Genomic DNA, 26,313 nt, shown 5'->3' on the forward strand with positions numbered 1-26,313 from the left:
GAGTATTTTTCAGAAAGATGAAAGGGGTATGTCAGAGCGAGGCGCCGACCATCCGCGCCACATCGGCGAGCCGGTTGGCATAGCCCCATTCATTGTCATACCAGGCGTAGAGCTTGAGCTGGGTGCCGTCGGTGACCATGGTGGAAGGCGCGTCGATGATGCTGGAGCGCGGGTCGTTCACATAATCGCAGCTCACCAGCGGGCGCTCCTCATAGCCGAGAATGCCCCTGAGCGGGCCTTCGGCGGCCTGTTTGAAGAGCGCATTGACCTCTTCGGCGGTCGTGGCGCGTTCGAGCTCGAAGACGCAATCGGTCAGCGAGGCGTTGAGCAGCGGCACCCGCACCGCGTGGCCGTTCAGCTTGCCCGTGAGCTCGGGGTAGATCAGCGTAATCGCGCTGGCGCTGCCGGTGGTGGTGGGGATCAGCGAATTCAGCGCCGAACGGGCGCGGCGCAGATCCTTGGCGGGCCGGTCGACGATGGTCTGGGTGTTGGTCACGTCGTGGATCGTGGTGATCATGCCGTGTTTGATGCCGAGATTCTCGTGCACCACCTTGACCACCGGGGCGAGGCAGTTGGTGGTGCAGCTCGCCGCCGTCACGATGTGATGTTGTGCCGGGTCGTATGCGTCGTTGTTGACGCCATAGACGATATTGGCGGTGGGGCCGTCTTTGACCGGGGCCGAGACCACGACCTTCTTCACGCCGGCGGCGAAATAGGGGGCGAGCCTGGCCTCGGTCTTGAAGACGCCGGTGCAGTCGATCACCACGTCGATCCCGTCGAGCGGCAGATCCTCGATGCGTTTTTCGCCATGCACGGGCAGGCAGGTGCCGTCGATGGTGACGCTGTCCGCATCGTGGGAGAACGCGGCGGGCCAGCGCCCGTGCACCGTGTCGAATTCCAGCAGATGCGCATGCATCGCGGCATCGCCCACCGCGTCGTTGATCCAGGCGATCTCCGCGCCGCTTTCGAGCAGCGGGCGGAGCGCGAGCTTGCCCATGCGGCCAAGCCCGTTCAGAGCGTAGGTGGTCATTGCGTGTGGTCCTCGGTGTCGGGATGGCCGATACGGTCGACGGCGTGTTGCAGGGAAATCCGGTCGAGCGTGCCGAGCGGCAGGGCGGTGAAGGCCGTGAGCCGGTGTTTCAGCATGCCGAAGACCTGCTGGAAGGCGAGGCGTTTTTCCGCGTCGGTGCCGGTCGCTTTCACCGGATCGGGCAGCCCCCAATGGGCGCTGATCGGCTGGCCAGCCCAGGCGGGGCAATCCTCATTCGCGGCGCGGTCGCAGACGGTGAAGACAAAATCCATCTTCGGCGCGTCCGCGGCCCAGAATTCCGAAACATGCTTGGCGCGCAGCGTGGCCGTCGGCAGACCCTTGTCTTCCAGCATCGCCAGGGCGATGGGGTTCAGCTCGGAGTAGGGCTGTGTGCCGGCGGAATAGGCCTCGAACCGATCGCCGGCGAGATTGCGCAGCAGGGCCTCGGCCAGGATCGAGCGGGCGGAATTGCCGGTGCAGATGAACAGCACATTGTACTTGCGGGGGGCCATGGCGGGGTTTCCTTGCATGGGGGCGGAGGGCTGCGGCGGGCAGAGATCGGGGCGCCCGTGGCAACAATCGTCGAAGAGAAACCCGATCAGCCCGCGCATCGCGCCGACATCGGCGCGGTAAAGCAGCGACCGGCCGTCACGGGTCTGGGTGATCAGCCCGGCCTCGCGCAGCGCGGAGAGGTAGACCGAGGCGGTGCTGGCCTTCAGCCCCAGTGCCGCGCCGATCTCGCCTGCCGGCACCGCATCGGGATAGCGGCGCAGGAGCAGGCGGAATAGGTCCATCCGCTGCGGGTGACTGAGGGTGCTGAGCTGAGTGAAGCGATTCGTTTCCACATTTCATGAAATAATGAAATATAGATTGGACGGCAATGATATTCTGTGCGGTTCCGGGCGGGAAAGAGAGGGGAGGGTGGGCAAGGATCGCCCACCCAATGCGGGATCAGCCGGTGATGCCGTTGATCCGGGCGTGATGCAGCGCCGCGACGGCGCAGGAGGCGAGGCGGCTCATGTCGTCATCGGCCCGGCTGTTGAGGATCACCGGCACCCGCGCGCCCATCACCACGCCCGCGGCTTCGGCGTGCGAGATGTAGGTGAGCTGCTTGGCCAGCATATTGCCCGCATCGAGATTGGGCGCCACGAGGATGTCGGCATGGCCGGCCACCGCCGAGGTGATGCCCTTGGTGCGCGCGGCGGCGATGTCGACCGCGTTGTCCATGGCCAGCGGCCCCTCCACCAGCCCGCCGATGATCTGGCCGCGATCGGCCATTTTCGACAGGAGCGCCGCGTCGATCGAGGAGGGGATGTCGGGGTTGACCGTCTCGGTCGCGGAAAGCACGCCGACCTTGGGCTGTTCCATGCCCAGCGAGATCGCCAGGTCGATGGCGTTCTGGGTGATATCGACCTTGGTCTTGAGATCGGGGGCGATGTTGATGGCGGCATCGGTCACCAGCAGCGGATGCGGATAGCCCGGCACGTCCATCACGAAGATATGGGTGAAGCGGCGGCCCATGCGCAGCCCGGTCTGCTTGTCGAGGATCGGGCGCAGCAGCATGTCGGTGTGCAGATGGCCCTTCATGATCGCCTGCGCGCGGCCCTCATGCACCAGCTCGACCGCCCGCCGCGCGGCGTTGCGCTCCAGCGGTTCCTCGACGATCTCGATCCCGTCGAGCGAGGCGCCCATGGCGCGGGCGACCTCGGCGATCTTGTCGGGCGCGCCGATCAGGATCGGCTCGATCAGCGTATGGGCGCGGGCCTTGAGCGCGCCGCCGAGGGCGTTCGGCTCGTCGGGGCAGACCACGGCGGTTTTCAGCGCCGGCAGCGGTTCGGCCTTTTTCAGGAATTTCTCGAAATGCCGGTGACGCTGTACGATCAGGCCGGGCAGGTCGTGGCTGTCGTATTCGACCTTGCGGCGCGGGGCGAGCACCTCGGCCACGCCGGAGAGCACCAGCGCATCGTCTGCGACCCGGCGCACTTCGGTGGCGAGTGTCACGGTGGTGTCCTGCTCGTTCTTGCCGGTCACGGTCACCCGCATGACGATCTCGTCATCGGCGAAGATCCGGGCGTGGAACACCCAGCTCTGCGCGCGGTAGAGCGTGCCGGCGCCGGGCAGCACATTGCCCAGCACCGCCCCCACCAGCGCCGCGATGAAGGAGCCGGGGGCCATCGCCTCGGGGCGGCCGTCGCCATCGCCATCCTCATCGAAGATATGCAGCGGGTTGTGATTTCCCGAGACATTGGCATAGGCCAGCAGGTCGTCGGCGGTGACCAGCCGGCGCAGCTCGGCGCTGTCGCCTTCCTTGAGTTCGTCGAAGGTGCGGTTTTCGATATGCATACGGGTCTCCATTTCCGCGCCTGTGATGACGCGGCTGAACTGTCCCGTCCAGCTATACGCCGCCTCTGTGCGTATTCCATGACCCTGGCCTGCGTCGGCTCGCCGCAGCGCGGCATCGCCGGGCGCGCGGTGCCCTCTTTCCGGCAAAGCGCTGAAAAACCGGGCGGTCTCCGGATCAGGCCAGAAGCTCGCAGAGCTGGGGCAGCAGGATTTCGGCGGCCTCTTCATGCGCCGCGGGGCCGAGCAGCTCTGCCGCGGCGTCGGCCTCGAAATCGCTGAAGACCATGCCGGTGCTGCTGCGCATGCGCGCGCTCTCAGAAAGTGGTGCCTCGATCAGCCCGGCGGCGCGCGGGCGCAGCGCCTCAAGCATGGTGCGGTCGATGAAGAGCGGATCGCGGTCGAGATCCATGACCGGTTTTTCCGATGGCGCATGTTCGGAGAAATAGAGCAGCAGCACTCGCCCGCGCAGCATGGTGAGCAGGTGCTTCATTCGGGCGACCCATGCCAGCCGCAGCTCTTCGACGACTTCGGCAAAGCGCTCGGGGGCGAGCGCTTGCAGCCGTCCGAGCATGTGGCGGTTGAAATGGAACTCGGTGAAATCGACCTCTGGGTATAGCGCCTGCAACCGGTCCGAGGCACGCAGAAAGCGGTCGTTGCGGCGCGGATGCACGCTGTAATAGCGGTTCGACATGTTCTGCGCGCCCATGATCTGGAGCACGCAGAGATCGGCGCGTTCGGCCAGATGCAGCACCGCCGGGTCGTGCAGGTAGAGGTCGAGCCCGGCATTGATTACGCCGAAATTCACGCAGGGCTGGCCCAGCCCGGCCTCGAGCAGCGCCGGAAACGGCGTTTCGATAAAGCGCCCATAGGTCTCTGTCCCGCCGAGAAAGCCGATATAGGGCCCGTCGAGCGACCGGCGCGGCCCCCGGAACAGCACACGCGAACGGCCATAGCGGCACGGAAAATAGTCCAGCGCGCCATGCGCTGTTACGGCAACGGTCATCACACCCACCTTTGTTCATTCTCACCCGGGAGGCAGACTCGGGCAAAGGTCTTGCCATTTCGCTAATGCGAAAAAGCCCGACAAATCCGTAGCGTCCGCCTTGCGGCGGGTGGCGGCGCGTGCCTATGCTTGGCGCGAAATATCAGGGATATGGGCGATGGATATCAGCAGGATCGGTGTTGTGGGCGCGGGGCAGATGGGCAACGGGATCGCTCATGTCATGGCGCTGGCCGGCTATGAGGTGCGGCTTTCGGATGTCAGCCAGGACGCGCTGGATAAGGCCGTGGATTTGATCGCCCGCAATCTCGACCGGCAGGTCAGCCGCGGCAAGGTGAGCGATGCCGACCGCGATGCCGCGCTGGCCAGAATCGTGACCACGCTGGATATGGCGGATGTCGGTCAGACCGATCTGGTGATCGAGGCTGCGACCGAGCAGGAAAGCGTCAAGCAGAAGATCTTTGACAGCCTGGCGCCGCATCTGCTGCCGAACACGATACTGACCTCCAACACCTCGTCGATCTCGATCACCCGGCTCGCCTCGCGCACCGACCGGCCAGAGAAATTTCTCGGCTTCCACTTCATGAACCCGGTGCCGCTGATGCAGCTGGTCGAGCTGATCCGGGGCATTGCCACCGATCAGGAAACCTACGAGACCTGCATGGGCGTGGTCGAACGGTTGGGCAAGACCGCTGCCAGCGCCGAGGATTTCCCCGCCTTCATCGTCAACCGGATCCTGGTGCCGATGATCAACGAGGCGGTCTATACGCTTTACGAAGGCGTCGGCAATGTGCGCTCCATCGACATGGCGATGAAACTCGGCGCGAACCATCCGATGGGGCCGCTGGAACTGGCGGATTTCATCGGGCTCGACACCTGCCTTGCGATCATGAACGTGCTGCATGACGGGCTGGCCGATACCAAATACCGCCCCTGTCCGCTGCTGACGAAATATGTCGAGGCCGGCTGGCTGGGCCGCAAGACCAAGCGCGGCTTTTACGACTACCGTGGCGAGGAGCCGGTGCCGACGCGCTGATCGCGACGTGACCCAAGATTTTTCGTACGAAAAATCTTGGGTCCAGAAAATTCGAAGAATTTTCTGTGGCGGGTCAGGTTTCCTGGCGCAGGCTGAGCGTGGCCTCGCGCAGCCAGGCGACGAATTCGCGCTGCTTTCCGGACCATGCCTTCACCGCCTCGGGGGTGACGGGCTCGCCCACCACGGGCCGTTGCGGGCGGCCACAGGCATGCATGACCTCGTGGATCAGCAGGCCCTGCCGGACGGTCGGCGACAGCTTGTTGGCGACCTGATAGGCGCGGCTGTTCTGACCGGGGAAATAGATCGGCACCACGGTTGCGCCCGAGCGCTGGATCATCTTGGCGGTGAACGGGTTCCAGATCGCCTCGACCGCCGGGCCGAGCAGGGTTTTCGACGCCGCCACAACGCCCGATGGGAACAGCGCGATCACGCCGCCCTTCTTCAGATGATCCATCGCCTTGGCGCGCATCTCCAGGCTTTCCTCGCGGGCATTGGCCTCATGCGGGAAGGGCACCGGGATCATGAATTGCTCGATCTCCTTCACGCCGGTCAGAAGCGAGCGGGTCAGGATCTTGTAATCGGTGCGCACGCGTCCGATCAGCTCGGCCAGGATCATCCCGTCGACCAGCCCGTGCGGGTGGTTGGCGACCACGATCAGCGGGCCTTTCTCGGGGATGCGGCGGATCTGCTCCTCTGGGGTCTGAAGCTCGATCTTCATATGCCCCAGCGCCTGCTGCCAGAAGGCCTGCCCGTCGGGCACGCCAGCGCGCTCGAAGCGGCGCACGAGACGGATCAGCGGCAGCTTGCCCGTGGCCCATTCCATGGCGCGAATGGTGTTCGCCTTCCACGGGTTGGTGAAGGTGTTGGCATAGCTCAGCTTGCGTTTGTCATAGGGAGCGGGTTGCGGCCGTGTCACTTTGCCCTGTCCGGCAGTGGCCTGATAACTCTCAACCATGTGCCCGCTCTGTCCCGTTTTGCCAACATCCGGACCGGGGCCCGGCACCTAATCCTTTTCGCCGAAACGGTTGGCGACCAATGCTTCCAGCGCATCGGCCAGCGCAAGCGCGTCCGGCCCCGAGGTTTCAACCTGAATAGAGGTTCCTTTGGAGGCTGCCAACATCAAAAGCCCCATGATGCTGTCGCCGCCCGCGCAGAGCCCGTCTTTTGTGACTTCGGCGCGCGCGTCGAACCCCTCGACCACCTCGACCAGCTTGGCGGAGGCACGGGCATGCAACCCCTTTTCATTCACGATCTTCAGCACGCGTTGCACGGTTTCGGTCATGGAGTTCTGTCTTCCCTTGCGGCGCCACCGGCGTCTTTCTCACTCAGTGGGGATCGGGCTTGACGTTCATGCTGTCAATATATTTCCGACCCGCTTCCAGCGCGCCTTTTACCGCATCGGGCACCTGCTGCTGCCGGCTTTTCGCCAGTTTGATCAGCATCGGCAGGTTCATGCCATAGAGGATACGGCGATTTTCCGGCTGGCAGGCGAGCAGCGACAGGTTCGACGGCGAGCCGCCATAGAGGTCGGTCACCAGAACCACACCGTCGCCGGTATCCACCGTATCGGCCGCATTGCAGATCTCGGCCTGTTTGCCGCCGCGGTCGTGATCCGCCTCGATCGACACGGCCACGATTCCGGGCTGCGCGCCCACAACATGCTCCACCGCCGCGAGATATTCCCGCGCCAGTCCGCCATGGGCCACGATCACGATGCCGATCACCCCTGCCTTCCTCCGCTCGCTTCGCCTTGCCCGGACCGGGCGCCAAGGCCGCGTCGTTCCAGCTCGCGGTGTCTAGTTGACACCTGCCAGCCATGCTCTGCAAGGGCACCAGTGACCATTTCCGCCACGGCAACCGAGCGGTGTTGCCCGCCGGTACATCCAAAGCCGAAGGACAGATGCGCCTTGCCTTCTTCCTTGCACGCGGGCAGCACGAAAAGCGCCAGATCCGTGAGCTTTGCGATGAAGGGTGCAAAGCGTGCGTCGCGGGCGATATGATCCGTCACCGCGGCGTCGAGCCCGGTGAGCGCGCGCAGCTCCGGCTGCCAGTGCGGGTTGTCGAGAAACCGACAGTCGAACACCCAGTCGAGCCCCTGCGGCACGCCGCGCTTGTAGGAAAAGCTGTGCAGCGAGACCGCCAGCCGCTGGCCGGTCTGATCGGTGAAAGCGCCTTCCATCTGCGCGCGCAGATCGTGCGGCGACAGCTCGCTTGTGTCGATCAGGATATCGGCAGCGGTGCGCGCGTCCTCCAGCAGCTCCAGCTCGCGGGCGATGCCCTGCGTATAGCTCTCGTCGGGCGCCATCGGATGGCGCCGGCGGGTCTCGGAATAGCGCCGGGCGAGCACAGACGGAGCGCAGTCGAGATAGAGCAGCTGCGCCTCGAGCGTTGGCTCCGCGCTCAGTTTCCGGTGCAGGTCGATCAGGCGCTGGACCGAGAAATCGCGGTTGCGGATGTCGATCCCCAGCGCCACCGGGCGCGCCAGAGCGCCGCCCTCAAGCAACAGGCGGGGGATCAGGCTCAGCGGGATATTGTCGATTGCCTCATAGCCGAAATCCTCGAGCGCATTGATCGCCGTGGATCTGCCCGCGCCGGAGGGCCCGGTGACCAGGACGACCCGCTGGCTTCCTGTCGGCTGATCCTGCATTGCGCTCTATTCCCTCCTGCCCTCCTTTAGATATTGCACGAGGGCTGCGGGAAAATAGGGATGCGCGGCTTTGTGAAGCAAGGGGATTCTTTGCCCTTGCAGCATGATTTCGCGGCGCTGCGGCAATCGCTCCGTCTCGGGCCTGTCGAGATCGAGCATCGCAGCCAGCCGGACGGGGCCGCTGGCGCTTGCAGCCAGCAGGCCGAGACCGCGCGCCTCGATCATGCCGTGCAGCGTTTCCGGGGCCGAGAGCCAGAGCGCGCCGTCGCATGCCGTGACAATGACCTGATCGTCTGCCACGAGCTGCGCGCCGCGCGCCATCATCTCCAGTGCCAGCCCGGATTTGCCGCTGCCCGAGGCGCCCCGGATGAGCAGGCCGTTGCCGGCGACCGCGACGGCGGTGGCATGCAGGGGAGGGGGCGTGTCGGAGCGCACCGGATCAGATCGGCAGGCCCACGACAAAGCGCGCGCCCAGCGGTTCCGAGGTCACATCGGCCTCGGTCGGGCGGATGTTCTCGGCCCAGATCACGCCGCCATGCGCCTCGACGATCTGCTTGGAGATCGCGAGCCCAAGGCCCGAGTTGTTGCCGAAATCGGTCTCGGGGCGCTGCGAATAGAACCGTTTGAAGATCTTTTGCAGCGCCTCCTCGGGGATGCCGGGGCCGGTATCCTCGACCACCACCAGCACGCGATTGTCGCGCCGCCGCGCCCAGACGCGGATCGCGTCGCCATCCTCGCAAAAGCTGATCGCATTGGTGATGAGGTTGACAAAGACCTGCGCCAGCCGCGGTTCCAGCCCGTTGATCCGGATCGGGTTGCCGGGCAGGTCGGTGATAAACTCCACCCCCTTGCGACGCGCATCCTCGCCCAGGAACTGGGTGAGATTGCCGAGCATCTCCAGCAGGTCGAATTCCTGCTCTTCCTCTTTCACCAGTTCGGAATCCAGCCGCGAGGCATTGGAGATATCGCTGACCAGCCGGTCGAGACGGCGCACATCATGCTCGATCACATCGAGCAGCTTGTCGCGATGCTCATCCTTTTTCACGATCCTCAGCGAGCCGATGGCCGAGCGCAGGCTGGCCAGCGGGTTCTTGATCTCGTGCGCGACGTCAGCGGCGAACTGTTCGTTGCCGTCGATGCGGTCGTAAAGCGCCGCGACCATGCCGCGCAGCGCGCCGGAGAGGCGGCCGATCTCGTCGGGCCGGGCGGTCAGGTCGGGGATGCGGATGCGGCGCGAGCCGTTCTTGTTCGTGTTGCGGTCGCGGCCGATCTCGGCGGCGTCGGCCAGATCCGAGATCGGGTTGGCGATGGTTGAGGCCAGCACCAGGCTGAGCCCGATGGAGACCAGCGTGGCGATTACGAACATCTGCAACACCCGCTCGCGTTCGGCGCTGACGGCGGCGTCGATTTCCGCCGAGGTTGTGATCATCGCCACGGTGCCGGCGATCGTATCCCCCTGACGGATCGGCGAGAGCGCGGTGAACAGGGTTTCGCCGGCGCTGCCGGTGCCCGCTTCTACGCGCGTCGCTGCCGGATCGCCGGATTCGATCATCCGGCGCAGCCGGTCTTCCAGCGACAGTTCGGGCTGCTGCTCGAAATAGGAGAACATGCCGGCGACGCCGCGCCAGATACTGTCGAGGAAATCGGAAATCAGGGTGCGATGGTCCTCGCCGCGCGGATCCACCGGGGTCGGCCCGGGCAGGCTGCCCGAGGTTTCGCCGACGAGGAAATTGCCGGTATCGAAGACCAGAAGCTCGACCCCCTGCCGCAGGTCGAGCCCATCGAGCGTGGCCGAAAGATCAAAGCCCGGCGCGCTGCCAAGCGCGACCGGAGGGGCATCGGGGAGCTGTGCCTCGAACACGTCGGCGATCAGCTCGATCTCGGAGTTGAGCGCATTGGCGCGTTGCAGCACCAGCGTGTCGCGTGAGGAGTTCAGCCAGAGAATACCCGCCACCAGCACGTTCAACGCAATGAGGTTGAACGTGATGATCTTGCGGGTCAGCGGCGAGCGGTTGAGCGAAAACAGGCTGCGCCGCGCGCGGCTGTCGCGCAGCTCTTTTTCCACCGTGCTGTCGGGGGCGACCCAGTCGTCGCCCAGCACAACATCGGCGTCCTGCCGTTCGCCAGGCTGATCGTCGCGCATCGAGATCCTTTCGGCGAGGGCCATCGCTTACTCTTCGTTGTAACGATACCCGATCCCATAGAGGGTTTCGATGGCGGAAAAATCCGCATCGACGGTGCGCATCTTCTTCCGCAGACGTTTGATATGGCTGTCGATGGTGCGATCGTCGACATAGACCTGATCGTCATAGGCCACGTCCATCAGCTGGTCGCGCGACTTGACGAAGCCGGGGCGCTGCGCGAGCGCCTGGAGCAGCAGGAATTCGGTCACGGTCAGCGACACGTCCTGCCCCTTCCAGCTCACCGCGTGGCGCAGCGGATCCATGACCAGCGAGCCGCGGGTCATCAGCTTGGTTTCCTCGGTGTCGCCCACCACATCGCCGGCCACCGCCTCCTGGCGGCGCAGAAGCGCGCGGATGCGTTCCACCAGAAGCCGTTGCGAAAACGGCTTTTTCACGTAATCGTCGGCCCCCATGCGCAGGCCGAGCACCTCGTCGATCTCGTCATCCTTGGAGGTCAGGAAGATCACCGGCATCTTGGATTTCTGCCGCACCCGTTGCAGAAGATCCATCCCGTCCATGCGCGGCATCTTGATGTCGAAGACGGCCATATCGGGCATCTTCTTGCTGAATGCGTCCAGCGCGGACTGGCCATCATTATAGGTTTCGACCTCAAAGCCCTCTGCCTCCAGAGTCATCGATACCGATGTCAGGATGTTCCTGTCATCGTCCACAAGGGCGATTTTCGACATGGCACTGGTTCCTTATTCTGCTCTTCTTGCCCGTTTTTTGCCACGACTATGCGTGAATTTGGGCTTTACAACAATCCCAAACTGCGAATCAGGCAAGCGTCCAGCCCCGATTGCAGCGGAAATGTGGTAACGAATGGCTAAAATGCCTCAGTTGGTGCCGGGCCGTTCGGCGGGGTTTCGCGGGTGCTAACGCTAAACCGAACTTGGTTGCGCTAACTCGCAAGATGCCTCCTGTTCCTAACGTCAGCCCTCGTGCTAAAGGGACCGGTGCCGGTGGCGGGCGCTTCCGGTGAACGACTTCTTTTTTCGTTCTTACTGACGACCGCCGCGTCATGCGCGGCTACAGGAGCTTGGCAGATGACATTTGGACGGGTAAACCCGCAATTCCGGCTGGAAGATCAGGGGATCGAAGGGCTGGGCAATGTCTATTACAATCTTATGGAGCCGGCGCTGATCGAGGCCGCCCTGAAACGCGGCGAAGGCACGCTGGGCAAGGGCGGCGCCTTTTACGTTTCCACCGGCAAGTTCACCGGTCGTTCGCCCCAGGACAAGCACGTGGTCAAGACCGACACGGTGGCCGACAAGATCTGGTGGGAAAACAACCGCGAGATGTCGCCCGAGGGGTTCGACCGTCTCTATGAAGACATGATCGAGCACATGAAGGGGCGCGACTTTTTCGTCGAGGACCTGACCGGCGGCGCCGACCCGGCCTATTCGATCAAGGTGCGCATGGTCACCGAGCTGGCCTGGCACGGTCTCTTCATCCGCCACATGCTGCGCCGCCCCGAACGCGACGCGCTGGACGATTTCATCGCCGATTTCACCGTGATCAACTGCCCGAGCTTCAAGGCCGACCCGGAAAAGCACGGCTGCCGCTCGGATACGGTCATCGCGCTGAACTTCGACAAGAAGACGATCCTGATCGCCAACACCGAATATGCCGGCGAGAACAAGAAATCGGTCTTCACGCTGCTGAACTACCTGCTGCCGCTCAAGGGCATCATGGCGATGCACTGCTCGGCCAACCACGCGCCGAACAACCCGGTGGACACAGCCGTGTTCTTCGGCCTGTCGGGCACCGGCAAGACCACGCTTTCGGCCGACCCCGAGCGCGTGCTGATCGGCGATGACGAACACGGCTGGTCGGATCGCGGCACCTTCAACTTCGAAGGCGGCTGCTATGCCAAGACCATCAACCTGAGCGCCGAGGCCGAGCCCGAAATCTACGCCACGACCTCGAAATTCGGCACCGTGATCGAGAACATGGTCTTCGATCCCGAGACCTTCGAGCTCGATTTCGACGACGACAGTCTGACCGCCAACATGCGCTGCGCCTACCCGCTGGAATATATCTCCAACGCGTCGGCGACCGCGCTGGGTGGCCATCCGAAGAACATCATCATGCTGACCTGCGACGCCTTTGGGGTGTTGCCGCCGATCGCGCGGCTGACCCCGGCGCAGGCGATGTATCACTTCCTGTCGGGCTTCACCTCGAAGGTTGCAGGGACCGAGCGTGGCGTGACCGAACCGCAGCCGACCTTCTCGACCTGCTTCGGCGCGCCCTTCATGCCGCTGCGCCCCGAGGTCTATGGTAACCTGCTGCGTGACAAGATCGCCAAGCACGGCGCGACCTGCTGGCTGGTCAACACCGGCTGGACCGGCGGCGCCTACGGCACCGGCCACCGCATGCCGATCAAGGCGACCCGTGCGCTGCTGCACGCGGCGCTGAACGGCTCGCTGGCGAAGGTCGATTTCCGCAAGGATCCGAACTTTGGCTTCGAAGTGCCGGTGTCGGTCGAGGGCGTGCCGGAGCTGCTGCTCGATCCGCGCCGCACCTGGTCGGACAAGGAGGCGTTCGACGCGCAGGCGGCGAAGCTGGTGAAGATGTTTGCCGACAATTTCGAGCAATACGTGCCCTATATCGACGAGGATGTGAAAGCCGCCGCCATCGGCTGATCCGCTCTCGCAGCCTGTATCTTCCAGACGCCCGCCGGAGACGGCGGGCGTTTTCATGCGCATCGCGCGGCATTGGCGGGCGCGCCTCTTCCCCCGAGGAGGTGTCTGCGCTATCCGGGCCGCGAGTTGTCCCGTCTCGGAGCCGCCGATGTCCCGCCTCTTCGCCCTCGCCGTCTCCGCTCTTGCGGTCCTGCCGGCGCCGGTTGCGGCGCAGACCGCGCCCTCCTATGCGCACGATCCGCTGGTCCTGCTGGATCACGGGGTGATCTGTCAGGTCACAAAGCGGGGCGCGCGGCCGGCGCCCGACACGCTGATGGGCGAGATCAACCTCATCGACCAGAGCCGCGAGATGGATGTGACCACACGGGTGGTGCCGGCGAAGGCGGGGATCAGCTTCGGCATCAAGTTCACCCTGCGCCCCGGGGCCGGCGCGCGGGATATGAATGTGATCGTGACACATCCGCCGATGGGGCCTGAAGGCATCACCCGCGAAAGCTGGACGGCGCCGATTGCCGAGGGACGCAGCAGCCTCAACCTTTTCACCTTCGAGTTTCCCTACGAGATGGTGCCGGGGGAGTGGATCATGGCGCTGGAGGCGGATGGCGAGCGCCTGCTGGAGCAGCGCTTCGAGGTGGTGTCGGAGCTGGCGGCGCCGGCGGTGCTCTCGGTCTGCTACGGGCAGGATTTCGTGTCCTGACCGGGGGTCCGAAGCAGCGCTGCCTTTAATCCCCCGACTTGCCCACATATCCACAGCCGCCATCTTGGGCGCGGCAGTCAGTCATCCACAACTTATTGCGTCGGTCGCAAATATTTCGCTTTACAGAAGCTGCCCCCCACATGCACGATATGTAGCTAGGGGAGGGAAACAACTCCCAGCCCCTAGAGCAGTCAGCTAGCGCTTGGGGCGCAGCCATTTCCCCGGCGCTACGAGCAGAAAGAGGTGGCGCATGGCACTGTCCGAAGAGTTTCTGAGCGACGAGATTCACCCCATCGACATCGTCGAAACGCTCGCCGAACATCACGAATGGGATTTCGACCGCGTTGCCGAGGACCAGATCGCCATGGCGGTGGAAGGGCAGTGGCGCACCTATTCGATCACGCTCGCCTGGTCGCCCTATGACGAGACCCTGCGCCTGATCTGCACCTTCGAGATGGAGCCGCCGGAGCAGACCCTGCCCGAGCTCTATGCCGGGCTGAACGCGGCCAACGATCAATGCTGGGCGGGTTCGTTCAGCTACTGGGCCGAGCACAAGCTGATGGTCTACCGCTACGGTCTGGTGCTCGCGGGCGGGCAGAGCGCCAGCCCCGAGCAGATCGACACGATGATTTCCGCGGCGGTGCTGTCGTCGGAACGCTATTACCCGGCGTTCCAGCTCATCGCCTGGGCGGGCAAACCCGCCTCCGAAGCGATCCAGATCGCCATCGCCGAGGCCTACGGCCGGGCCTGACCTACACGCTGGCCCCAAGATTTTTCGTACGAAAAATCTTGGGGTGGTCCCCGGCGGCAAGACAATCGCTCCGGCTGCGACCGTTGCCGCATCCCGCAACGTCTCCACGCTTGAATCCCGACGCGCGGCGCGACAGATTGGCGCCGACGTTAGGAGACAGACATCATGCAGAATGGGGATATCGCGCGCCGGGGGCTCGTGCTTCTGGGCTGTGGCAAGATGGGCTCGGCCATGCTCGAAGGCTGGCTGAAACGCGGGTTGCCCGCAACATCGGTCTGGGTCTTGGATCCGCACCCGTCCGACTGGCTCAAGGCGCAGGGCGTTCGGCTGAACGAGCAGCTGCCCGCCGATCCGGCCATCGTGCTGGTGGCGGTCAAGCCGCAGATGATGACCGAAGCACTGCCCTCGCTGGTGCCGCTCGGCAATGGCGGCACGCTGTTCCTGTCGGTGGCGGCGGGCATTCTCATCGACAGCTATGAGCGCATGCTGGGCGCCGAGACGCCGGTGATCCGCGCCATGCCCAACACTCCCGCTGCCGTGGGGCAGGGCATCACCGCGATTGTCGGCAACGCCCACGCTTCCGCCGCGCAGATGGCGCAGGCCGAAGAGCTGCTCTCCGCCGTGGGCGGGGTCGTGCGGCTCGAGACCGAGGCGCAGATGGATGCGGTGACCGGCGTCAGCGGCTCGGGGCCGGCCTATGTGTTCCACATGATCGAATGCCTCGCCGCGGCGGGCGAGGCGCAGGGGCTGGCGCCGGAGCTGGCGATGACGCTGGCCAGGGCGACGGTCGCGGGGGCAGGGGCGCTGGCCATGCAGGCCGATGAGGACCCGAGCCAGCTGCGCCGCAATGTGACCTCGCCCAATGGCACGACGCAGGCCGGGCTGGAGGTGCTGATGGACGCCGAGACCGGCCTGCCGCCGCTGATCAAGGCGACGGTGGCCGCCGCCGCGGACCGCTCGCGGGAGCTGGCCAATGGCTGAAGCAAGCTTCGATGACTTCCTGAAAGTCGATATCCGCGTGGGCCGGGTGATCCGGGCCGAGCCCTTTCCGGAGGCGCGCAAGCCCGCGATCAAGCTCTGGATCGATTTTGGCCCCGAGATCGGGGAAAAGAAATGCTCGGCGCAGATCACCGTGCATTACGATCCGGAAACACTGGTCGGGCGGCAGGTCATGGCGGTGGTGAACTTCCCGCCGCGCCAGATCGGGCCGTTCATGTCGGAATGCCTGACGCTCGGGTTCATGGACGAGGCCGGCGCGGTGGTGCTGGCCGGCCCCGATCAGGAGGTGCCCCTCGGGGCGCGGCTGCATTGACCCGCATCCTCATCGCCCGCAACCTGCCCGAGAGCGTGGTCGCCGAGGCGCGCGGCCTCTTCGACGTGACCTATCGCGACCGGCCCGATCCGCTCAGCCGCGACGAGATGCTGGAGGCGCTCGCCGGGTATGACGGGGCGCTGGTGACGCTGGGCGATGCCTTCGGTGCCGATGTCTTTTCCGAGGCGGGCACGCCGCGCGCCAAAATCCTCGCCAATTTCGGGGTCGGCTACAATCACATCGACGTGGCGGCGGCAAAGGCGGCGGGGCTGATGGTGACCAACACCCCCGGCGCAGTGACCGATGCCACCGCCGACATCGCCATGACGCTGATGCTGATGAGCTGCCGCCGCGCCGGCGAGGGCGAGCGGCTGGTGCGCTCGGGCGGCTGGCAGGGCTGGCACCCGGTGCAGATGCTGGGGCTGCATATGAGCGGCAAGCGCGTCGGCATTCTGGGCATGGGAAGGATCGGCCAGGCCATCGCGCGGCGCTGCCATTTCGGCTTTGGCATGGAGGTCGCCTATGCCAGCCGGTCGGAAAAGACGCTCGACTTCCCCGCCACCCGTTGCGCTTCGCCGGAGGCGCTGGCGGCGGCGGTGGATGTGCTGGTGGTCTCGGTGCCCGCCAGCCCCGAGACCCATCACCTGGTGAGCGCGGGCGTGCTGGCGGCGATGCAGCCCACGGCGCATCTGATCAATATCGCGCGGGGCGATATCGTCGACGAGGCGGCGCTGATCGCGGCGCTGGAGGCGGGCGTCATCGCTGGCGCGGGGCTGGATGTCTACGAGCACGAGCCGCGCGTGCCCGAAGCGCTGCTGGCGCTGGAAAATGCCGTGCTGCTGCCGCATCTGGGCACGGCAGCGCTGGAGGTGCGCGAGGATATGGGCCGCATGGCGGTGGCGAACCTGCGGGCGTTCTTCGCCGGAGAGCCGGTGCCGAACCCGGTGTGAGGTGTGGTGGGTTGGAAACCCACCCTACGGGGGAGCGTTGCCGTGATGCGGCTCACTCGTAGGGTGGGCAATTTGCCCACCACCCCGTCACCCATCGCTGTCCATCCAGATCGTCACTGGCCCGTCATTGATCAGTGCCACCTGCATATCGGCGCCGAAGCGGCCGGTGGCGACCGGCACGCCCTCGACCTGAAGCCGCGCGGCGAAATGCTCGTAGAGCCGCTCCCCGAGCTCGGGCGCGGCGGCTGCCGAAAATCCGGGGCGGTTGCCGCTGCGTGTGTCGGCGGACAGGGTGAACTGGCTCACCACCAGCGCGGCGCCGCCGATATCGCGGACCGAGCGGTTCATCCGCCCCTCATCGTCCTTGAAGATGCGCAGCTTGGCGACCTTCGCCGCCAGCTTCTCCGCCTGTGCCTCGCCATCGCCCTGCATGGCGCAGACGAGCACCAGAAGCCCCGGCCCGACCTCGCCCAGCACGGCGCCGCCCACACTCACCCGCGCCTCCGAGACGCGCTGGATCAGGACCCTCACAGCTCGGATTCCCAGGGCGGGTTGGCGCCGGCGCGGCTGACCGTTACCGCCGCCGCCCGCGCGCCCAGCGTCACGCAGGGGCGCAGCGCGTCGAGCGATGCGGCACGCAGCGCGGCGCGGCTCAGCAGCCCCTCGCGCGCCAGCCCGGCCAGAAGCCCCGCGTTGAACGTATCGCCGGCGCCGACCGTATCGACCACCTCGGCCTTCTCCGCCGGCACCTCCATCGAGCCCGCGCCGGTCAGCGCCAGCACACCCTCGGCGCCGCGCGTTTCCAGCACCAGCGCCGTGCCGCCGGCGATCAACTCGGCAGGCGTTGTGCCGAGCCACGCCATGTCCTCGTCGGAGATCTTCACCACATCCGCCCGCGCCAGCATGTGCGACAGCCTTGCCCGGTAGCGCGCCTCGTCAGTGATGAAGCCCGGGCGGATATTCGGGTCGATCATCACCAGCCTGTCGCCCGCCCGCGCGCAGAGCGCCGCATAGGCCTCGGCGGCGGGCTCGGCGACGAGGCTGATACCGCCGAAAAACAGCGCATCGACGTCGTCGCCCAGCTCCGGCAGATCGGCCTCGCCCAGCATCCGCCCGGCGGTGGCCTCGTCATAGAAGGCATATTGCGCGTGACCGTCGGTGAGCGTGACAAAGGCCAGCGTCGTGGGCCGCGCCGATCGTGGGCAAAGCGTGAAATCGACCCGCGAGGCGGTGAGCGCCCCGGCCAGCGCATCGCCGAAGAGATCGGTGGAGAGCCCGCCGAAATAGCCCGCCGGCGCGCCCAACCGCCCCAGCGCGATGGCGGTGTTGAACACCGCGCCGCCCGGCACCGGCGCAAAGGCCGCCTCGCCGGTGGTGGCGGTGCGCGGCAGCATGTCGATCAGCGATTCTCCGCAGCATAGGATCATGGTGTTTCCCCGTTTTTGTTACCGCAAACTGCCCCGGGAATTCCGCCGGCACAAGGCCGCGATTTGCGCAGGATCATGGCGCCGTGCGGCAGGTTGCGGGATAATCCCAAGCGTAAGGAAAGGAGGTGTCTGTCATGGTTGAAACCACACAAACAGGCCTCTGGCCGCATCTCTACGCACCGTTGAAGGGCCTGAGCACAAAGCTCTCGGAATGGCTCTCGCCAGCTTCCGATGCCTCGTCGAACGACAACGCTTACCGGATCTCGGTGGAGTTGCCCGGCGTGCCCGAGGACGCGGTCGAGTTGACGGTGGATGACGGCGTTCTGACGGTGATCGGCGAGAAATCCGAAACCCGCGAGGACACGGGCGACACCTGGTATTTCTCGGAACGGGAATACGGCGCGTTTCGCCGCTCGTTCCGCCTGCCGGGCGATGCCGATGCCGGTCGCGCCGAGGCCCAGATGAAGGACGGCGTGCTTCAGGTCACGGTGCCGCGCAAGGCGCCGGAGACCGGCAAGGCCAAAAGGATCGCGGTGACCAGAGGATAGGCTGAGGCGGTGATCCCCGTCCCGCCTTCCCCGAGGTCTGTTCTCGGGTTGCCGTGGAAGGGTGGGCAGCGATGCCCGCCCTTCATTCGTGTCTAATGGCTCTGTGCCGCGACATAGCCCACGACCCCCGCCACGATGAGTCCGAGCAGCACCGCAAAGGCGATCTTCCAGGCCGACCAGGGCCGCTCGCCCTGCACCCGCCCGGTGGTGCCGTTGACGACAAAGCGGTAGGTCTCGCCCCGATATTTGTAGGCCGCCATCCAGACCGGCAGCAGGATATGCTTGAAGGTCACGTTCGATACGGCGGTGTCGATGCGGTGGATGCGCTGGCGGTCGCCGCCGATGTCGAATTTCACGTCGCGCTCGATCTGCCGGTCCATCAGGGCGCGGGCCTCCTGATAGCCCTCGTCGAGATCGACCTGATAGCCCTCGGCGCGGAATCCGGCGAGGAATTCCGGCTGATAGGGCTCCATCCGGCTCAGATCCCAGGGCTCCAGCGCGTCGGTGAAGCGCTTGGGCAGAGAGCGCGAGGCCAGCACCAGCACATCGTCGAAGAACCGCGCCACCCGGCCGGAGGCGGCGCGCCAGCGTACCTTGGCCACCCGCACGGTCTGCATCTTGCCGTCGCGCATCACCTGCCGGGTCTCGTAATAGACCGTGCCGCGCTCGCCCCGGTAATCCGAGGCGGTCTGCGCGTCGAAGGTCCAGTAGGGCACATAGATGCCCTGCATCTTGCGGCCCTTGCGGGCATACTCCTGCAAGCCGTTCGGCGCGAACCAGAGCCGCCCCAGCCATTGCGTCATCGCCTCGCGCGCCGCCGCCTCGTCGAGCGCGAAGGGCAGCAGCCCGCGCGGCTTGATCTGCCGGTGCGTGCCGGTATCGGTGACCACGGGCGTGGCACAGAACGGGCATTCGGTGGCGTGGCTGTCGGGATCGAACTCCACCTCCGCCCCGCAATTGGGGCATTGGGTGACGCGCAGATCCTCCATCTCCTGCAAGGGCAGGAGATTGTCGAGCGCGGCGCGGAAATCGAGCTCGCGGATGCCCTTCTTCCAGGGGCCGGTCTCGCCGATCTCCTTCACGTCGCCGCAATGGTCGCAGACAAGCTGGCCCTCGGTGGGATCGTAGCGGTAATCGGCGCCGCATTGTTCGCAGGGAAAACGGTGTTCTTCGGTCATCCTCGCCCCCGGTGGTTCGGCAGCGCGACCCTAGGGCGGATGACGGGGGGATGGAACCCGGTTTTCCTTTGCCGCGGTGCTGAGTAGGGTGGCGCCGACAGAGACGGCGACACGGCGAATGAGGGGCGTGTGAGACAGCGGATTTGGACGATTTTCCTGGTGGCGGGGCTGGGCCTTGGCGCGGCGCCGGCGTGGGCGGAGAATGCCAGCTACCGGTTCGAGTGGCAGGGCTCCGGCGGCTATGCCATGCGCGGCGCGCTGTCCTTCGATGCGGCGCTGCTGGGGCGCGAGGAGGTGCGGGCGAGCGACCTGACCTGTTTCGTGATCGAGGGCTATCGCGACAACGAGCCCATCGGTCGCTGGGCGCTTGGCATGCTGAACGAAGAGACCACCTGGTCGCTGAGCTTCCGCCCCTCGGGGCCGGAATTCACCGTGTTCGGGCAGGGCCACCCGATGCCGCAGGCCTGGAACATGGATGGCGCCGGCACCGATTGCGGGCCGGGGGGCTTTGGCTTCAATATCGGCAATGCGGCGCAGGATCTGTGCCTCGACGGGCGGCTGGTCATCGGCTCTCAGGTGGACCCGTCGCGGCCTTTCCCGGCGGTGCGCGACGACGATGTGCCGTTCCCGCGCGACGGCTGCATGGGCCCGATGCTGATGAGCAAGCTGCCGGAGCGTGTGGTTCCCGCGTCTTTCGAAATCGAAAAGGACTCTGACCATGGCCAGAACTGAAGCCGTCGCCACCGCGCTGCTGTCGGATGACAAGACCCGCACCACGCGCTTCGATTTCGCCCCCGGCGCGGAAACCGGCTGGCATGTGCACGCGCATGATTACGTGATCGTCGCGGTGACCGATCTGACCATGCGGCTGGAGCTGCCGGGCGGCGAGACCCGCGATGTGTTCACCCCGGCGGGGCAGGCCTATCGCCGCGACAAGGGCACCGAGCACAATGTCATCAACGTGGGCGACGCGCCGATGAGCTTTGTCGAGGTGGAAATCCTCTGAGCGGGCGGAGGGCGGGCAGGCCGTCCGCGCCCGTCACGCGCCCGGGGGCGGCGGCGGCATGACGGTGAAGAGCTGCGCCAGCTCGGTCACATCCTCGGCGCGCTGCCAGCCGTCCTGGCCCTGGGTCCAGACATAGGTTTCGCGGGTCAGCCCGCCCTCGGTCACCATGCGACCCAGCCGCGCCTTGGAGAATGGGCCACTGGTCTGGCCGTTCTCGGCGATGTGCCAGACATGTTCGACCGGCGGCGGGGGAGGCGGCGGCGGGGCCGATGCGGCGGGTTGTGACGCCGCCGCCGGGCGGGCGCCCCAGGGGCCGGCCTGCGCGCCGCTCATCTGCGCGCCCATCGACATGCCGAGCCCGGCGCCGAACCCGGTGCCCATGGCTTGACCGGCGGCAGAGCCCTCGGCCCCCAGCGCCTCGGCGGCCTGGAACTTGGTATAGGCATCCAGATTGCCGATCACCCCCATCGAGGTGCGCTTGTCCATCGCCTTTTCCACCGCGTCGGGGAGCGAGATGTTCTCGATATAAAGCTCGGGCAAGGTCAGCCCGTATTCCGCGATGGTGGCGGAGATCCCTTCGGCCAGCATCTTGCCCAGATCGGCGGTGTTGGCCGCCATGTCGAGCACCGGAATGCCCGAGCCGGCAATCAGCCGCGAGAATTCCTGCACGATGATATTGCGGATCTGAAAGCTGATCTCGTCGGAGGTGAACTCGCCATCGGTGCCGACGATCTCGGTGAGGAACTTCGCCGCGTCGGCGACGCGCACCGAATAGGTGCCGAAGGCGCGCAGCCGCACCGGGCCGAATTCCGGATCGCGGCAGATGATCGGGTTCTTGGTGCCCCATTTCAGCCCGTTGAACCGCGTCGTGTTGACGAAATAGATCTCGGATTTGAAGGGCGAGCGGAAGCCGTGATCCCAGTGCTGGAGCGAGGTCATGATCGGCATGTTGTTGGTCTCGAGCATGTAGAGACCGGGCGTGAACACATCCGCCAGCTGCCCCTCATGCACGAACACCGCCGACTGCCCCTCGCGCACGGTCAGCTTGGCGCCGTATTTGATCTCGTGCCCCTCGCGCTCGAAACGCCAGACCATCGTGTCGCGGGTGTCGTCCACCCAGTGGATCACGTCGATGAACTGGCCCGAGAGGAAATCCAGAATGCCCATGGGTTACTCCTTTGAAAGTCAGCTCGGCCCGAGACCGCCCGCGAGCTGTGCCGCCAGGTCCTTGACGATGGGGCGCGCGGTGTCGGCGTCCATGCCCGGCTTCAGCCGGGGATCGTAGAGGATTTTCAGCAGCATCTCGTCATGGGTGGTGAGCAGGGCGAACTCGTCGTCGTCGTTGAAGATCGAGGGCCGCGCCTCGGGCCAGTCGTTACCCAGGCCCAGGCCCTGCGCCACTTCTTCGTGGATGCAGGAGCGGCGCAGCAGGTCGGGATGTTCCGAGCGGATCACCGCGATGGCCTCGCCATAGGCATAGCCGCCCGGATTTTCGGAAAAGGCGATGACCAGGCAGTGGATCGAGCGCGGCAGGTTTTCGAAGACCTCCAGCGCCGAGGGGCTCACATCGGGCACAAGCTGGCGGATGCGCGGGGCGATCTGCGCCTTGTCGTCCTCGGACATGAAAAGCACGTGGAAATTCGCCGCGCCGGTGGTCATCGAGATCGGATGCCCGGTCACCCGGTTCAGCCGGTTCACATATTGAATCAGCATGTTGCGGTCCTGCACGCGCTGATCCTCGGGCACCAGCGCGCCGAACTCGGCGGAGACGCGCACCGGCTTGGTCCATTTCTTCACCCGCCCCAGCTCTCCGCGCGAGGGGCGCAGACCGGCGCCGCGCTCGTATTCCTCGGCCAGCGCGATGCGTTCGAAATTCCGCGCCAGCATCGTGTCGGTAAAGGGCGTGTCCGGGCCGCCGCCATCGGTGCGCAGCAGGCCCTGCGTCAGCAGATCCGCCTGCACCCGGGCGTAATAGACCTCAAGATCGTGGCTCGCCAGCGACGGCTCGCGCGGCGCCTCCGATTCCGGATCGGCAGGGCGCAGTTCAGAGGGGCGCGCATGCGGCGGCACTTCGGTCTTGCGGGGGGCAAGCGTCGAGGATTCGCAGGCCGCGAGACCTGCGAGCAGCAAAATGGCGAGCGCCGCGCGGCGCAAGCCCCCGCGCATGGCTCAGGCGCCCGCCGGCACGGAGGTGCCGGCATTGTCGCCCACGCCGTCGCCGCGCGCCTTGGCGGCGGCCAGCGTGTCGCGCAGCTCGTGTTCCATCTTCTTCAGCTCTTCCTCGGCCTTGGCGCGGCGCGCCTTGCCCTCGTCGGCGATCTGGAGCGATTCCTGGATGGTGCCGATCAGGTCGGCATTGGCCTGCTTGACCGCCTCGATATCGAAGACGCCGCGCTCCATCTCCTCGCGGATCACCTTGTTGCTGTCGCGCAGGTTCTTGGCATTGGCGGTCAGCAGCTCGTTGGTGAGGTCGTTGGCGTCGCGCACCGCCGCTGCCGCCTCGGCGGAGCGCTGGATGGTGACCGCCTGCGCCAGCTGGGTTTCCCAGAGCGGCACGGTGTTGACCAGGGTCGAATTGATCTTGGTGACCAGCGACTTGTCGTTCTCCTGCACCAGCCGGATCGACGGCAGCGACTGCATGGTCACCTGGCGGGTGAGCTTGAGATCGTGCACCCGGCGTTCGAGATCGTCGCGGGCGGCGCGCAGGTCGCGCAGCTCCTGCGCCTTCATCACCTGATCGTTCTCGGCGGCGGCCTGCACCTCGGCCTCCTTGGCGGGGATGAGGGTGCCGTCCAGCTCCTTCAGCTTTTCCTCGCCGGCGGCGATATAGAGCGCCAGCTCGTCGTAGAATTGCAGCGTCTTGTCATAGAGCAGGTCGAGCGACTTGATGTCTTTCAGCAGGGTATGCTCGTGCCTGAGCAGGTTGTCGGTGATCTTGTCGATCTGGCCCTGCACCTCTTCGTAACGCGCGGTGAACTTGGCGAAGGGGGCGGCGCGACCGATCAGCTTTTCCCACCAGCTGCGATCGCGGCGCACGTCGAGCTCGGAGACCGAAAAGCCCCGGATCGTGGTGACGATGCCGCGCAGGCTGTCGCCCGCCGGGCCGACATCCTTGTTGCGCACCCCGTCGAGCATCGCCTGGGAGATCTCCTGCAACTCGGACTGCGCGGCCGAGCCGAAGGAGACGATGGAGTTGGTATCGCCCATGTCGATCTCTTCCATGCGCGAGCGGATCTCTTCGTCGACCTCGGGCGCGGCATCGGAGAGCGGCACCACCGCGTCCGCCTGTGACGGCTCCGGCAGGACCACCGCGTTCACCTCGTCAACCATCGCCAGCGCCTTTTCGGCCTCGGCTTTCACATTCTCAGACATCCGATCTTCCCCACATGCTTTATTGCGGCGCTCCGGCTTAACTCAGCCGGACGCCTTCCCGTTGCAGACGATCCCGCAAAACCTCGATTTCGACGGTCAGGTCGGCGTTGTTATCGAGCAGGAGTTTTTCATTTTTCTGACCGAACCCCTCTTCGAGATCGGTCAGCAGCATCATGAAATCGCTTTTCGCTGCGCGATCCTGCGTGCGGCTGTAAATATCGGCGAATTTCACCGCCGCGTCGCGGGCGCCCATCAGGTAGACGCCGAGATATTTGCGCGCCGAGGTCAGGTCGCGCGGATCTTCCTCGACGGTGCGGATGAGCTGTGAGACCTTGTGGTGAAAGCGCTCGACGCGGGCCTCGACCTGACGGTCGCCGGCGCGTTTCACCGCCTCGTCCATGGCGACGAGATAGGATTCGGCCTCGTCCACAACGCGGGCGACGCGATCCTGCTGGAAGGTGTCGATGCCCTCCATCCCCTTGTTTTTCATCGGGTCGATGCCGAAGGCGCCGAGATGCAGCACAACCGCCGAGAGCCCGTAAAGCGCGGGGGCGATAACGCCCGGCTCGGCCTTGAACGCGGCGACGGCAACGCCGACGCCGGCCAGCGCGGCGGCAAAGATCTTGCGCGGGATCGCGGGGCGGCGCGCAACACGGCGCTCTTCATAGGCGGCCTGCGCCCGCAACCCGTCGCGCAGCAGCCAGGCGCCAAGCAGCAGCGCCCCGGCGCCGGCGAGCCCGGTGACAAGCCCCACCGCGCCGTCATTGAGCGAGGTCGCGGCCAGCACGATCGGCGGCACGAAAAGCACGTTCGATCGCGCGCCCACCGGATCCACCTTTGCGCCCGAGTAGTGGCTCGGACGAATCGGTTCATCGGGTGCGTTTTCCGCTGCGTCGGGGCTGTATTTTCCGCCAAATCTCTGGGCCATCTCAGAGCCCACCCAGCCAGCCGGACGTGACTCCGAAAAGGAGCACGATCAGAAGTACATAGGCCACCTTCTGCAGGGCCGTGCCAGACATGCCGCCTCCGGGATTTTCTCGTTTCGGAGAAAACTTAGGGGGAAAGGGCCGAACTTGCTAGGGGGAAAGACCGCCGTTTTGGCTCAGGCCACCAGGTCGATGCGCATGCGGTGCCAGAGCAGGTCTGCCTCAAGCTCGAACGCATCGCGACCGGAGCTGGTGACCGATTTTCTTGCCCGTTCTTCAAAGGCTTGTCCCAAAACTGCGATGCGCGCAAGATAGCGGCGGCGGGCGCGATGGCGATCTCCCGCCTCCCAGGCGGCAATCAGGCGAGCGTTTTCCTGCCGAAGCAGCTCGACAAATTTCACCACCGGCTTGCGCAGCTGCTTGATATCGGGGTTTTCGGCGCAAAGCGCGGCGATCAGCCCCATGGCACCGGTCTTGAGGGCCTCGATCTGGCGGGTCAGGTCGCGGTCGCCGAGCGCGGCAACGTCCTGCACCATGCCATCAAGCGTGGCGTCAATCCGCTCCAGAACCGCGTCGGAGGCGTGCGAGGTAAACTTGCGCGGCTCGTCGGAAACGGCGGCGATGTCGCCCTTGTCCTTCATCGGGTCGATGCCGAAGGCGGCAAGGCTCAGCGCCGAGGCGAGTGCACCAAACCCCACCGGCAGCAGCAGCGAATAGAAATGGTGCCCGGCGAGGATCGTCACCATGATGCCGATCAGCACCGCGCCGAGGATCTTGCGCGGGATGCGCGGAGCGCGGGCGATCTCGGCGCTGTCATAGGTGTTTTGCAGCTTCTGGCCACGGTGGATGAGCCGCAGCGCCATGAGAAAGAGCGACAGTTGCAGCACGGCGGCAAAGGCCGAGGTGGCGCTGCCCTGAAACAGCAGCAGGATCATTGGAAACGCCGCGAGGAAGAGCACGGCCAGACCGGAATCGAGCGGCCCCATGCCATCGTCGCGATATGATCCATAGTCGATATTGGCCATGACCTCAGGCTCCTTTCGCGCCGCTCAGAGAAGGTAGCTCAGGGCGAAGATCAGCACCCAGAGCGCGGCGAAGGCGAGCTTGGCCCTCGGGTTGCCGCTCTGCCGGATGCGGCTGGCGGCGCTGGACAGCGCCTCATAGGTGTCATGCGCGACCATCCGCAGGTTCCCGAGAACCAGCAGGGTCGTGGCGGTCAGAATGAGCAGGGCCAGGATCGTCGTCATCATGCGAAGATCTTG

At 65.5% G+C, this 26,313-nt stretch carries 30 protein-coding genes; 10 read left to right on the forward strand and 20 right to left on the reverse strand.

All coding sequences use genetic code 11. The features are described from left to right. Positions 1-31: 31 nt before the first annotated feature. The 4 genes from Ga0080574_RS15410 to Ga0080574_RS15425 all read right to left on the reverse strand — a co-directional run bounded on the left by Ga0080574_RS15410 (position 32) and on the right by Ga0080574_RS15425 (position 4,376). Positions 32-1,030 carry an ArsJ-associated glyceraldehyde-3-phosphate dehydrogenase gene (locus Ga0080574_RS15410; RefSeq protein WP_076701376.1) on the reverse strand — a complete coding sequence of 333 codons (999 nt, stop codon included), beginning with the start codon at positions 1,028-1,030 and terminating at the stop codon, positions 32-34. Then, positions 1,027-1,875, reverse strand: a complete 849-nt coding sequence (locus Ga0080574_RS15415) for an arsenate reductase/protein-tyrosine-phosphatase family protein (RefSeq protein ID WP_076701381.1) — start codon at positions 1,873-1,875, stop codon at positions 1,027-1,029. The genes Ga0080574_RS15410 and Ga0080574_RS15415 overlap by 4 nt, the downstream gene beginning before the upstream one ends. A 106-nt stretch (positions 1,876-1,981) precedes the next feature. After that, the gene (locus Ga0080574_RS15420; RefSeq protein WP_076706013.1) at positions 1,982-3,373 is read right to left on the reverse strand and encodes a bifunctional enoyl-CoA hydratase/phosphate acetyltransferase; all 1,392 of its coding nucleotides are present in this window, start codon (positions 3,371-3,373) and stop codon (positions 1,982-1,984) included. Between the two features lie 175 nt (positions 3,374-3,548). Next, positions 3,549-4,376, reverse strand: coding sequence for a DUF6473 family protein (locus Ga0080574_RS15425; RefSeq protein ID WP_076701385.1), 828 nt, complete (start codon positions 4,374-4,376; stop codon positions 3,549-3,551). Positions 4,377-4,533: 157 nt separating this feature from the next. Here Ga0080574_RS15425 and Ga0080574_RS15430 point away from each other — a divergent pair, with 157 nt between their 5' ends. Further along, entirely contained in the window at positions 4,534-5,409 is an 876-nt protein-coding gene (locus tag Ga0080574_RS15430; protein WP_076701390.1) for a 3-hydroxybutyryl-CoA dehydrogenase, read from the forward strand. Between the two features lie 73 nt (positions 5,410-5,482). Here the strand turns inward: Ga0080574_RS15430 and Ga0080574_RS15435 are convergent, their stop codons facing one another. From Ga0080574_RS15435 to Ga0080574_RS15460, 7 genes are read right to left on the reverse strand one after another with little or no spacing between them, the layout of a single operon-like run. Continuing rightward, positions 5,483-6,364: a lysophospholipid acyltransferase family protein gene (locus Ga0080574_RS15435; RefSeq protein ID WP_076701395.1), complete on the reverse strand. Its 882-nt coding sequence runs from the start codon at positions 6,362-6,364 to the stop codon at positions 5,483-5,485. A 48-nt stretch (positions 6,365-6,412) separates the two neighbouring features. Beyond that, positions 6,413-6,691, reverse strand: coding sequence for an HPr family phosphocarrier protein (locus tag Ga0080574_RS15440; protein ID WP_076701400.1), 279 nt, complete (start codon positions 6,689-6,691; stop codon positions 6,413-6,415). A 43-nt stretch (positions 6,692-6,734) separates the two neighbouring features. Next, positions 6,735-7,133 carry a PTS sugar transporter subunit IIA gene (locus Ga0080574_RS15445; RefSeq protein ID WP_076701404.1) on the reverse strand — a complete coding sequence of 133 codons (399 nt, stop codon included), beginning with the start codon at positions 7,131-7,133 and terminating at the stop codon, positions 6,735-6,737. Then, complete coding sequence (rapZ, locus tag Ga0080574_RS15450) at positions 7,130-8,056, reverse strand: RNase adapter RapZ (protein ID WP_237219264.1); 927 nt, start codon at positions 8,054-8,056, stop codon at positions 7,130-7,132. Before rapZ ends, Ga0080574_RS15445 begins: the two co-directional genes overlap by 4 nt. Before the next feature lie 6 nt (positions 8,057-8,062). Then, positions 8,063-8,491 (reverse strand): HPr kinase/phosphorylase, encoded by a 429-nt coding sequence (locus tag Ga0080574_RS26510; RefSeq protein WP_237219265.1) that lies wholly within the window; start codon positions 8,489-8,491, stop codon positions 8,063-8,065. A gap of 4 nt (positions 8,492-8,495) precedes the next feature. Beyond that, positions 8,496-10,223: a sensor histidine kinase gene (locus Ga0080574_RS15455; protein ID WP_156876376.1), complete on the reverse strand. Its 1,728-nt coding sequence runs from the start codon at positions 10,221-10,223 to the stop codon at positions 8,496-8,498. Between the two features lie 3 nt (positions 10,224-10,226). Then, entirely contained in the window at positions 10,227-10,928 is a 702-nt protein-coding gene (locus tag Ga0080574_RS15460; protein WP_076701407.1) for a response regulator transcription factor, read from the reverse strand. Between the two features lie 357 nt (positions 10,929-11,285). Between Ga0080574_RS15460 and Ga0080574_RS15465 the strand changes: the two genes are divergently transcribed. The 6 genes from Ga0080574_RS15465 to Ga0080574_RS15490 all read left to right on the forward strand — a co-directional run bounded on the left by Ga0080574_RS15465 (position 11,286) and on the right by Ga0080574_RS15490 (position 16,594). Next, positions 11,286-12,884 carry a phosphoenolpyruvate carboxykinase gene (locus Ga0080574_RS15465; RefSeq protein ID WP_076701411.1) on the forward strand — a complete coding sequence of 533 codons (1,599 nt, stop codon included), beginning with the start codon at positions 11,286-11,288 and terminating at the stop codon, positions 12,882-12,884. A gap of 148 nt (positions 12,885-13,032) precedes the next feature. Beyond that, complete coding sequence (locus Ga0080574_RS15470) at positions 13,033-13,581, forward strand: DUF3859 domain-containing protein (protein WP_076701416.1); 549 nt, start codon at positions 13,033-13,035, stop codon at positions 13,579-13,581. Between the two features lie 250 nt (positions 13,582-13,831). After that, entirely contained in the window at positions 13,832-14,332 is a 501-nt protein-coding gene (locus tag Ga0080574_RS15475; protein WP_076701420.1) for a type III secretion system chaperone family protein, read from the forward strand. Between the two features lie 165 nt (positions 14,333-14,497). Then, a complete protein-coding gene (gene proC, locus Ga0080574_RS15480; RefSeq protein WP_076701424.1) occupies positions 14,498-15,313 on the forward strand; it encodes a pyrroline-5-carboxylate reductase in 816 nt (271 codons plus the stop codon). Continuing rightward, positions 15,306-15,644, forward strand: coding sequence for a tRNA-binding protein (locus Ga0080574_RS15485; protein ID WP_076701428.1), 339 nt, complete (start codon positions 15,306-15,308; stop codon positions 15,642-15,644). Before proC ends, Ga0080574_RS15485 begins: the two co-directional genes overlap by 8 nt. Beyond that, the gene (locus Ga0080574_RS15490) at positions 15,641-16,594 is read left to right on the forward strand and encodes a 2-hydroxyacid dehydrogenase (RefSeq protein WP_076701433.1); all 954 of its coding nucleotides are present in this window, start codon (positions 15,641-15,643) and stop codon (positions 16,592-16,594) included. Before Ga0080574_RS15485 ends, Ga0080574_RS15490 begins: the two co-directional genes overlap by 4 nt. Before the next feature lie 87 nt (positions 16,595-16,681). Here Ga0080574_RS15490 and dtd read toward each other — a convergent pair whose 3' ends face one another. Further along, a complete protein-coding gene (gene dtd, locus Ga0080574_RS15495; protein ID WP_076701437.1) occupies positions 16,682-17,125 on the reverse strand; it encodes a D-aminoacyl-tRNA deacylase in 444 nt (147 codons plus the stop codon). Then, entirely contained in the window at positions 17,122-18,021 is a 900-nt protein-coding gene (locus Ga0080574_RS15500; RefSeq protein WP_076701441.1) for a carbohydrate kinase family protein, read from the reverse strand. Before Ga0080574_RS15500 ends, dtd begins: the two co-directional genes overlap by 4 nt. Positions 18,022-18,155: 134 nt before the next feature. On the opposite strand from Ga0080574_RS15500, the gene Ga0080574_RS15505 reads away from it, so the two are divergent. Continuing rightward, a complete protein-coding gene (locus tag Ga0080574_RS15505) occupies positions 18,156-18,569 on the forward strand; it encodes an Hsp20/alpha crystallin family protein (protein ID WP_076701445.1) in 414 nt (137 codons plus the stop codon). Between the two features lie 92 nt (positions 18,570-18,661). Here the strand turns inward: Ga0080574_RS15505 and Ga0080574_RS15510 are convergent, their stop codons facing one another. Beyond that, on the reverse strand, positions 18,662-19,747 hold the full coding sequence (locus Ga0080574_RS15510) for a TFIIB-type zinc finger domain-containing protein (protein WP_076701450.1): 1,086 nt from the start codon (positions 19,745-19,747) through the stop codon (positions 18,662-18,664). Positions 19,748-19,876: 129 nt separating this feature from the next. Between Ga0080574_RS15510 and Ga0080574_RS15515 the strand changes: the two genes are divergently transcribed. Then, a complete protein-coding gene (locus tag Ga0080574_RS15515; protein ID WP_237219266.1) occupies positions 19,877-20,479 on the forward strand; it encodes a hypothetical protein in 603 nt (200 codons plus the stop codon). Further along, positions 20,466-20,753 carry a cupin domain-containing protein gene (locus Ga0080574_RS15520; RefSeq protein WP_076701455.1) on the forward strand — a complete coding sequence of 96 codons (288 nt, stop codon included), beginning with the start codon at positions 20,466-20,468 and terminating at the stop codon, positions 20,751-20,753. The genes Ga0080574_RS15515 and Ga0080574_RS15520 overlap by 14 nt, the downstream gene beginning before the upstream one ends. A 33-nt stretch (positions 20,754-20,786) precedes the next feature. On the opposite strand, the gene Ga0080574_RS15525 is transcribed toward Ga0080574_RS15520, so the two are convergent. From Ga0080574_RS15525 to Ga0080574_RS15550, 6 genes are all read right to left on the reverse strand, one after another. Continuing rightward, positions 20,787-21,920 (reverse strand): SPFH domain-containing protein, encoded by a 1,134-nt coding sequence (locus Ga0080574_RS15525; protein ID WP_076701460.1) that lies wholly within the window; start codon positions 21,918-21,920, stop codon positions 20,787-20,789. An 18-nt stretch (positions 21,921-21,938) separates the two neighbouring features. After that, positions 21,939-22,919 (reverse strand): DUF2927 domain-containing protein, encoded by a 981-nt coding sequence (locus tag Ga0080574_RS15530; RefSeq protein WP_076701464.1) that lies wholly within the window; start codon positions 22,917-22,919, stop codon positions 21,939-21,941. Between the two features lie 3 nt (positions 22,920-22,922). Continuing rightward, on the reverse strand, positions 22,923-24,125 hold the full coding sequence (locus Ga0080574_RS15535) for a toxic anion resistance protein (RefSeq protein WP_076701468.1): 1,203 nt from the start codon (positions 24,123-24,125) through the stop codon (positions 22,923-22,925). 37 nt (positions 24,126-24,162) lie between these two features. Continuing rightward, positions 24,163-25,053 carry a 5-bromo-4-chloroindolyl phosphate hydrolysis family protein gene (locus Ga0080574_RS15540; protein ID WP_076701472.1) on the reverse strand — a complete coding sequence of 297 codons (891 nt, stop codon included), beginning with the start codon at positions 25,051-25,053 and terminating at the stop codon, positions 24,163-24,165. A gap of 174 nt (positions 25,054-25,227) precedes the next feature. After that, positions 25,228-26,076 carry a hypothetical protein gene (locus tag Ga0080574_RS15545; protein WP_076701476.1) on the reverse strand — a complete coding sequence of 283 codons (849 nt, stop codon included), beginning with the start codon at positions 26,074-26,076 and terminating at the stop codon, positions 25,228-25,230. Between the two features lie 24 nt (positions 26,077-26,100). Beyond that, positions 26,101-26,301: a hypothetical protein gene (locus tag Ga0080574_RS15550; protein WP_076701481.1), complete on the reverse strand. Its 201-nt coding sequence runs from the start codon at positions 26,299-26,301 to the stop codon at positions 26,101-26,103. Positions 26,302-26,313: the final 12 nt, after the last annotated feature.

It is taken from the genome of Salipiger abyssi, from assembly GCF_001975705.1.
In the GTDB taxonomy this organism is placed as follows: Bacteria; Pseudomonadota; Alphaproteobacteria; order Rhodobacterales; family Rhodobacteraceae; genus Salipiger; species Salipiger abyssi.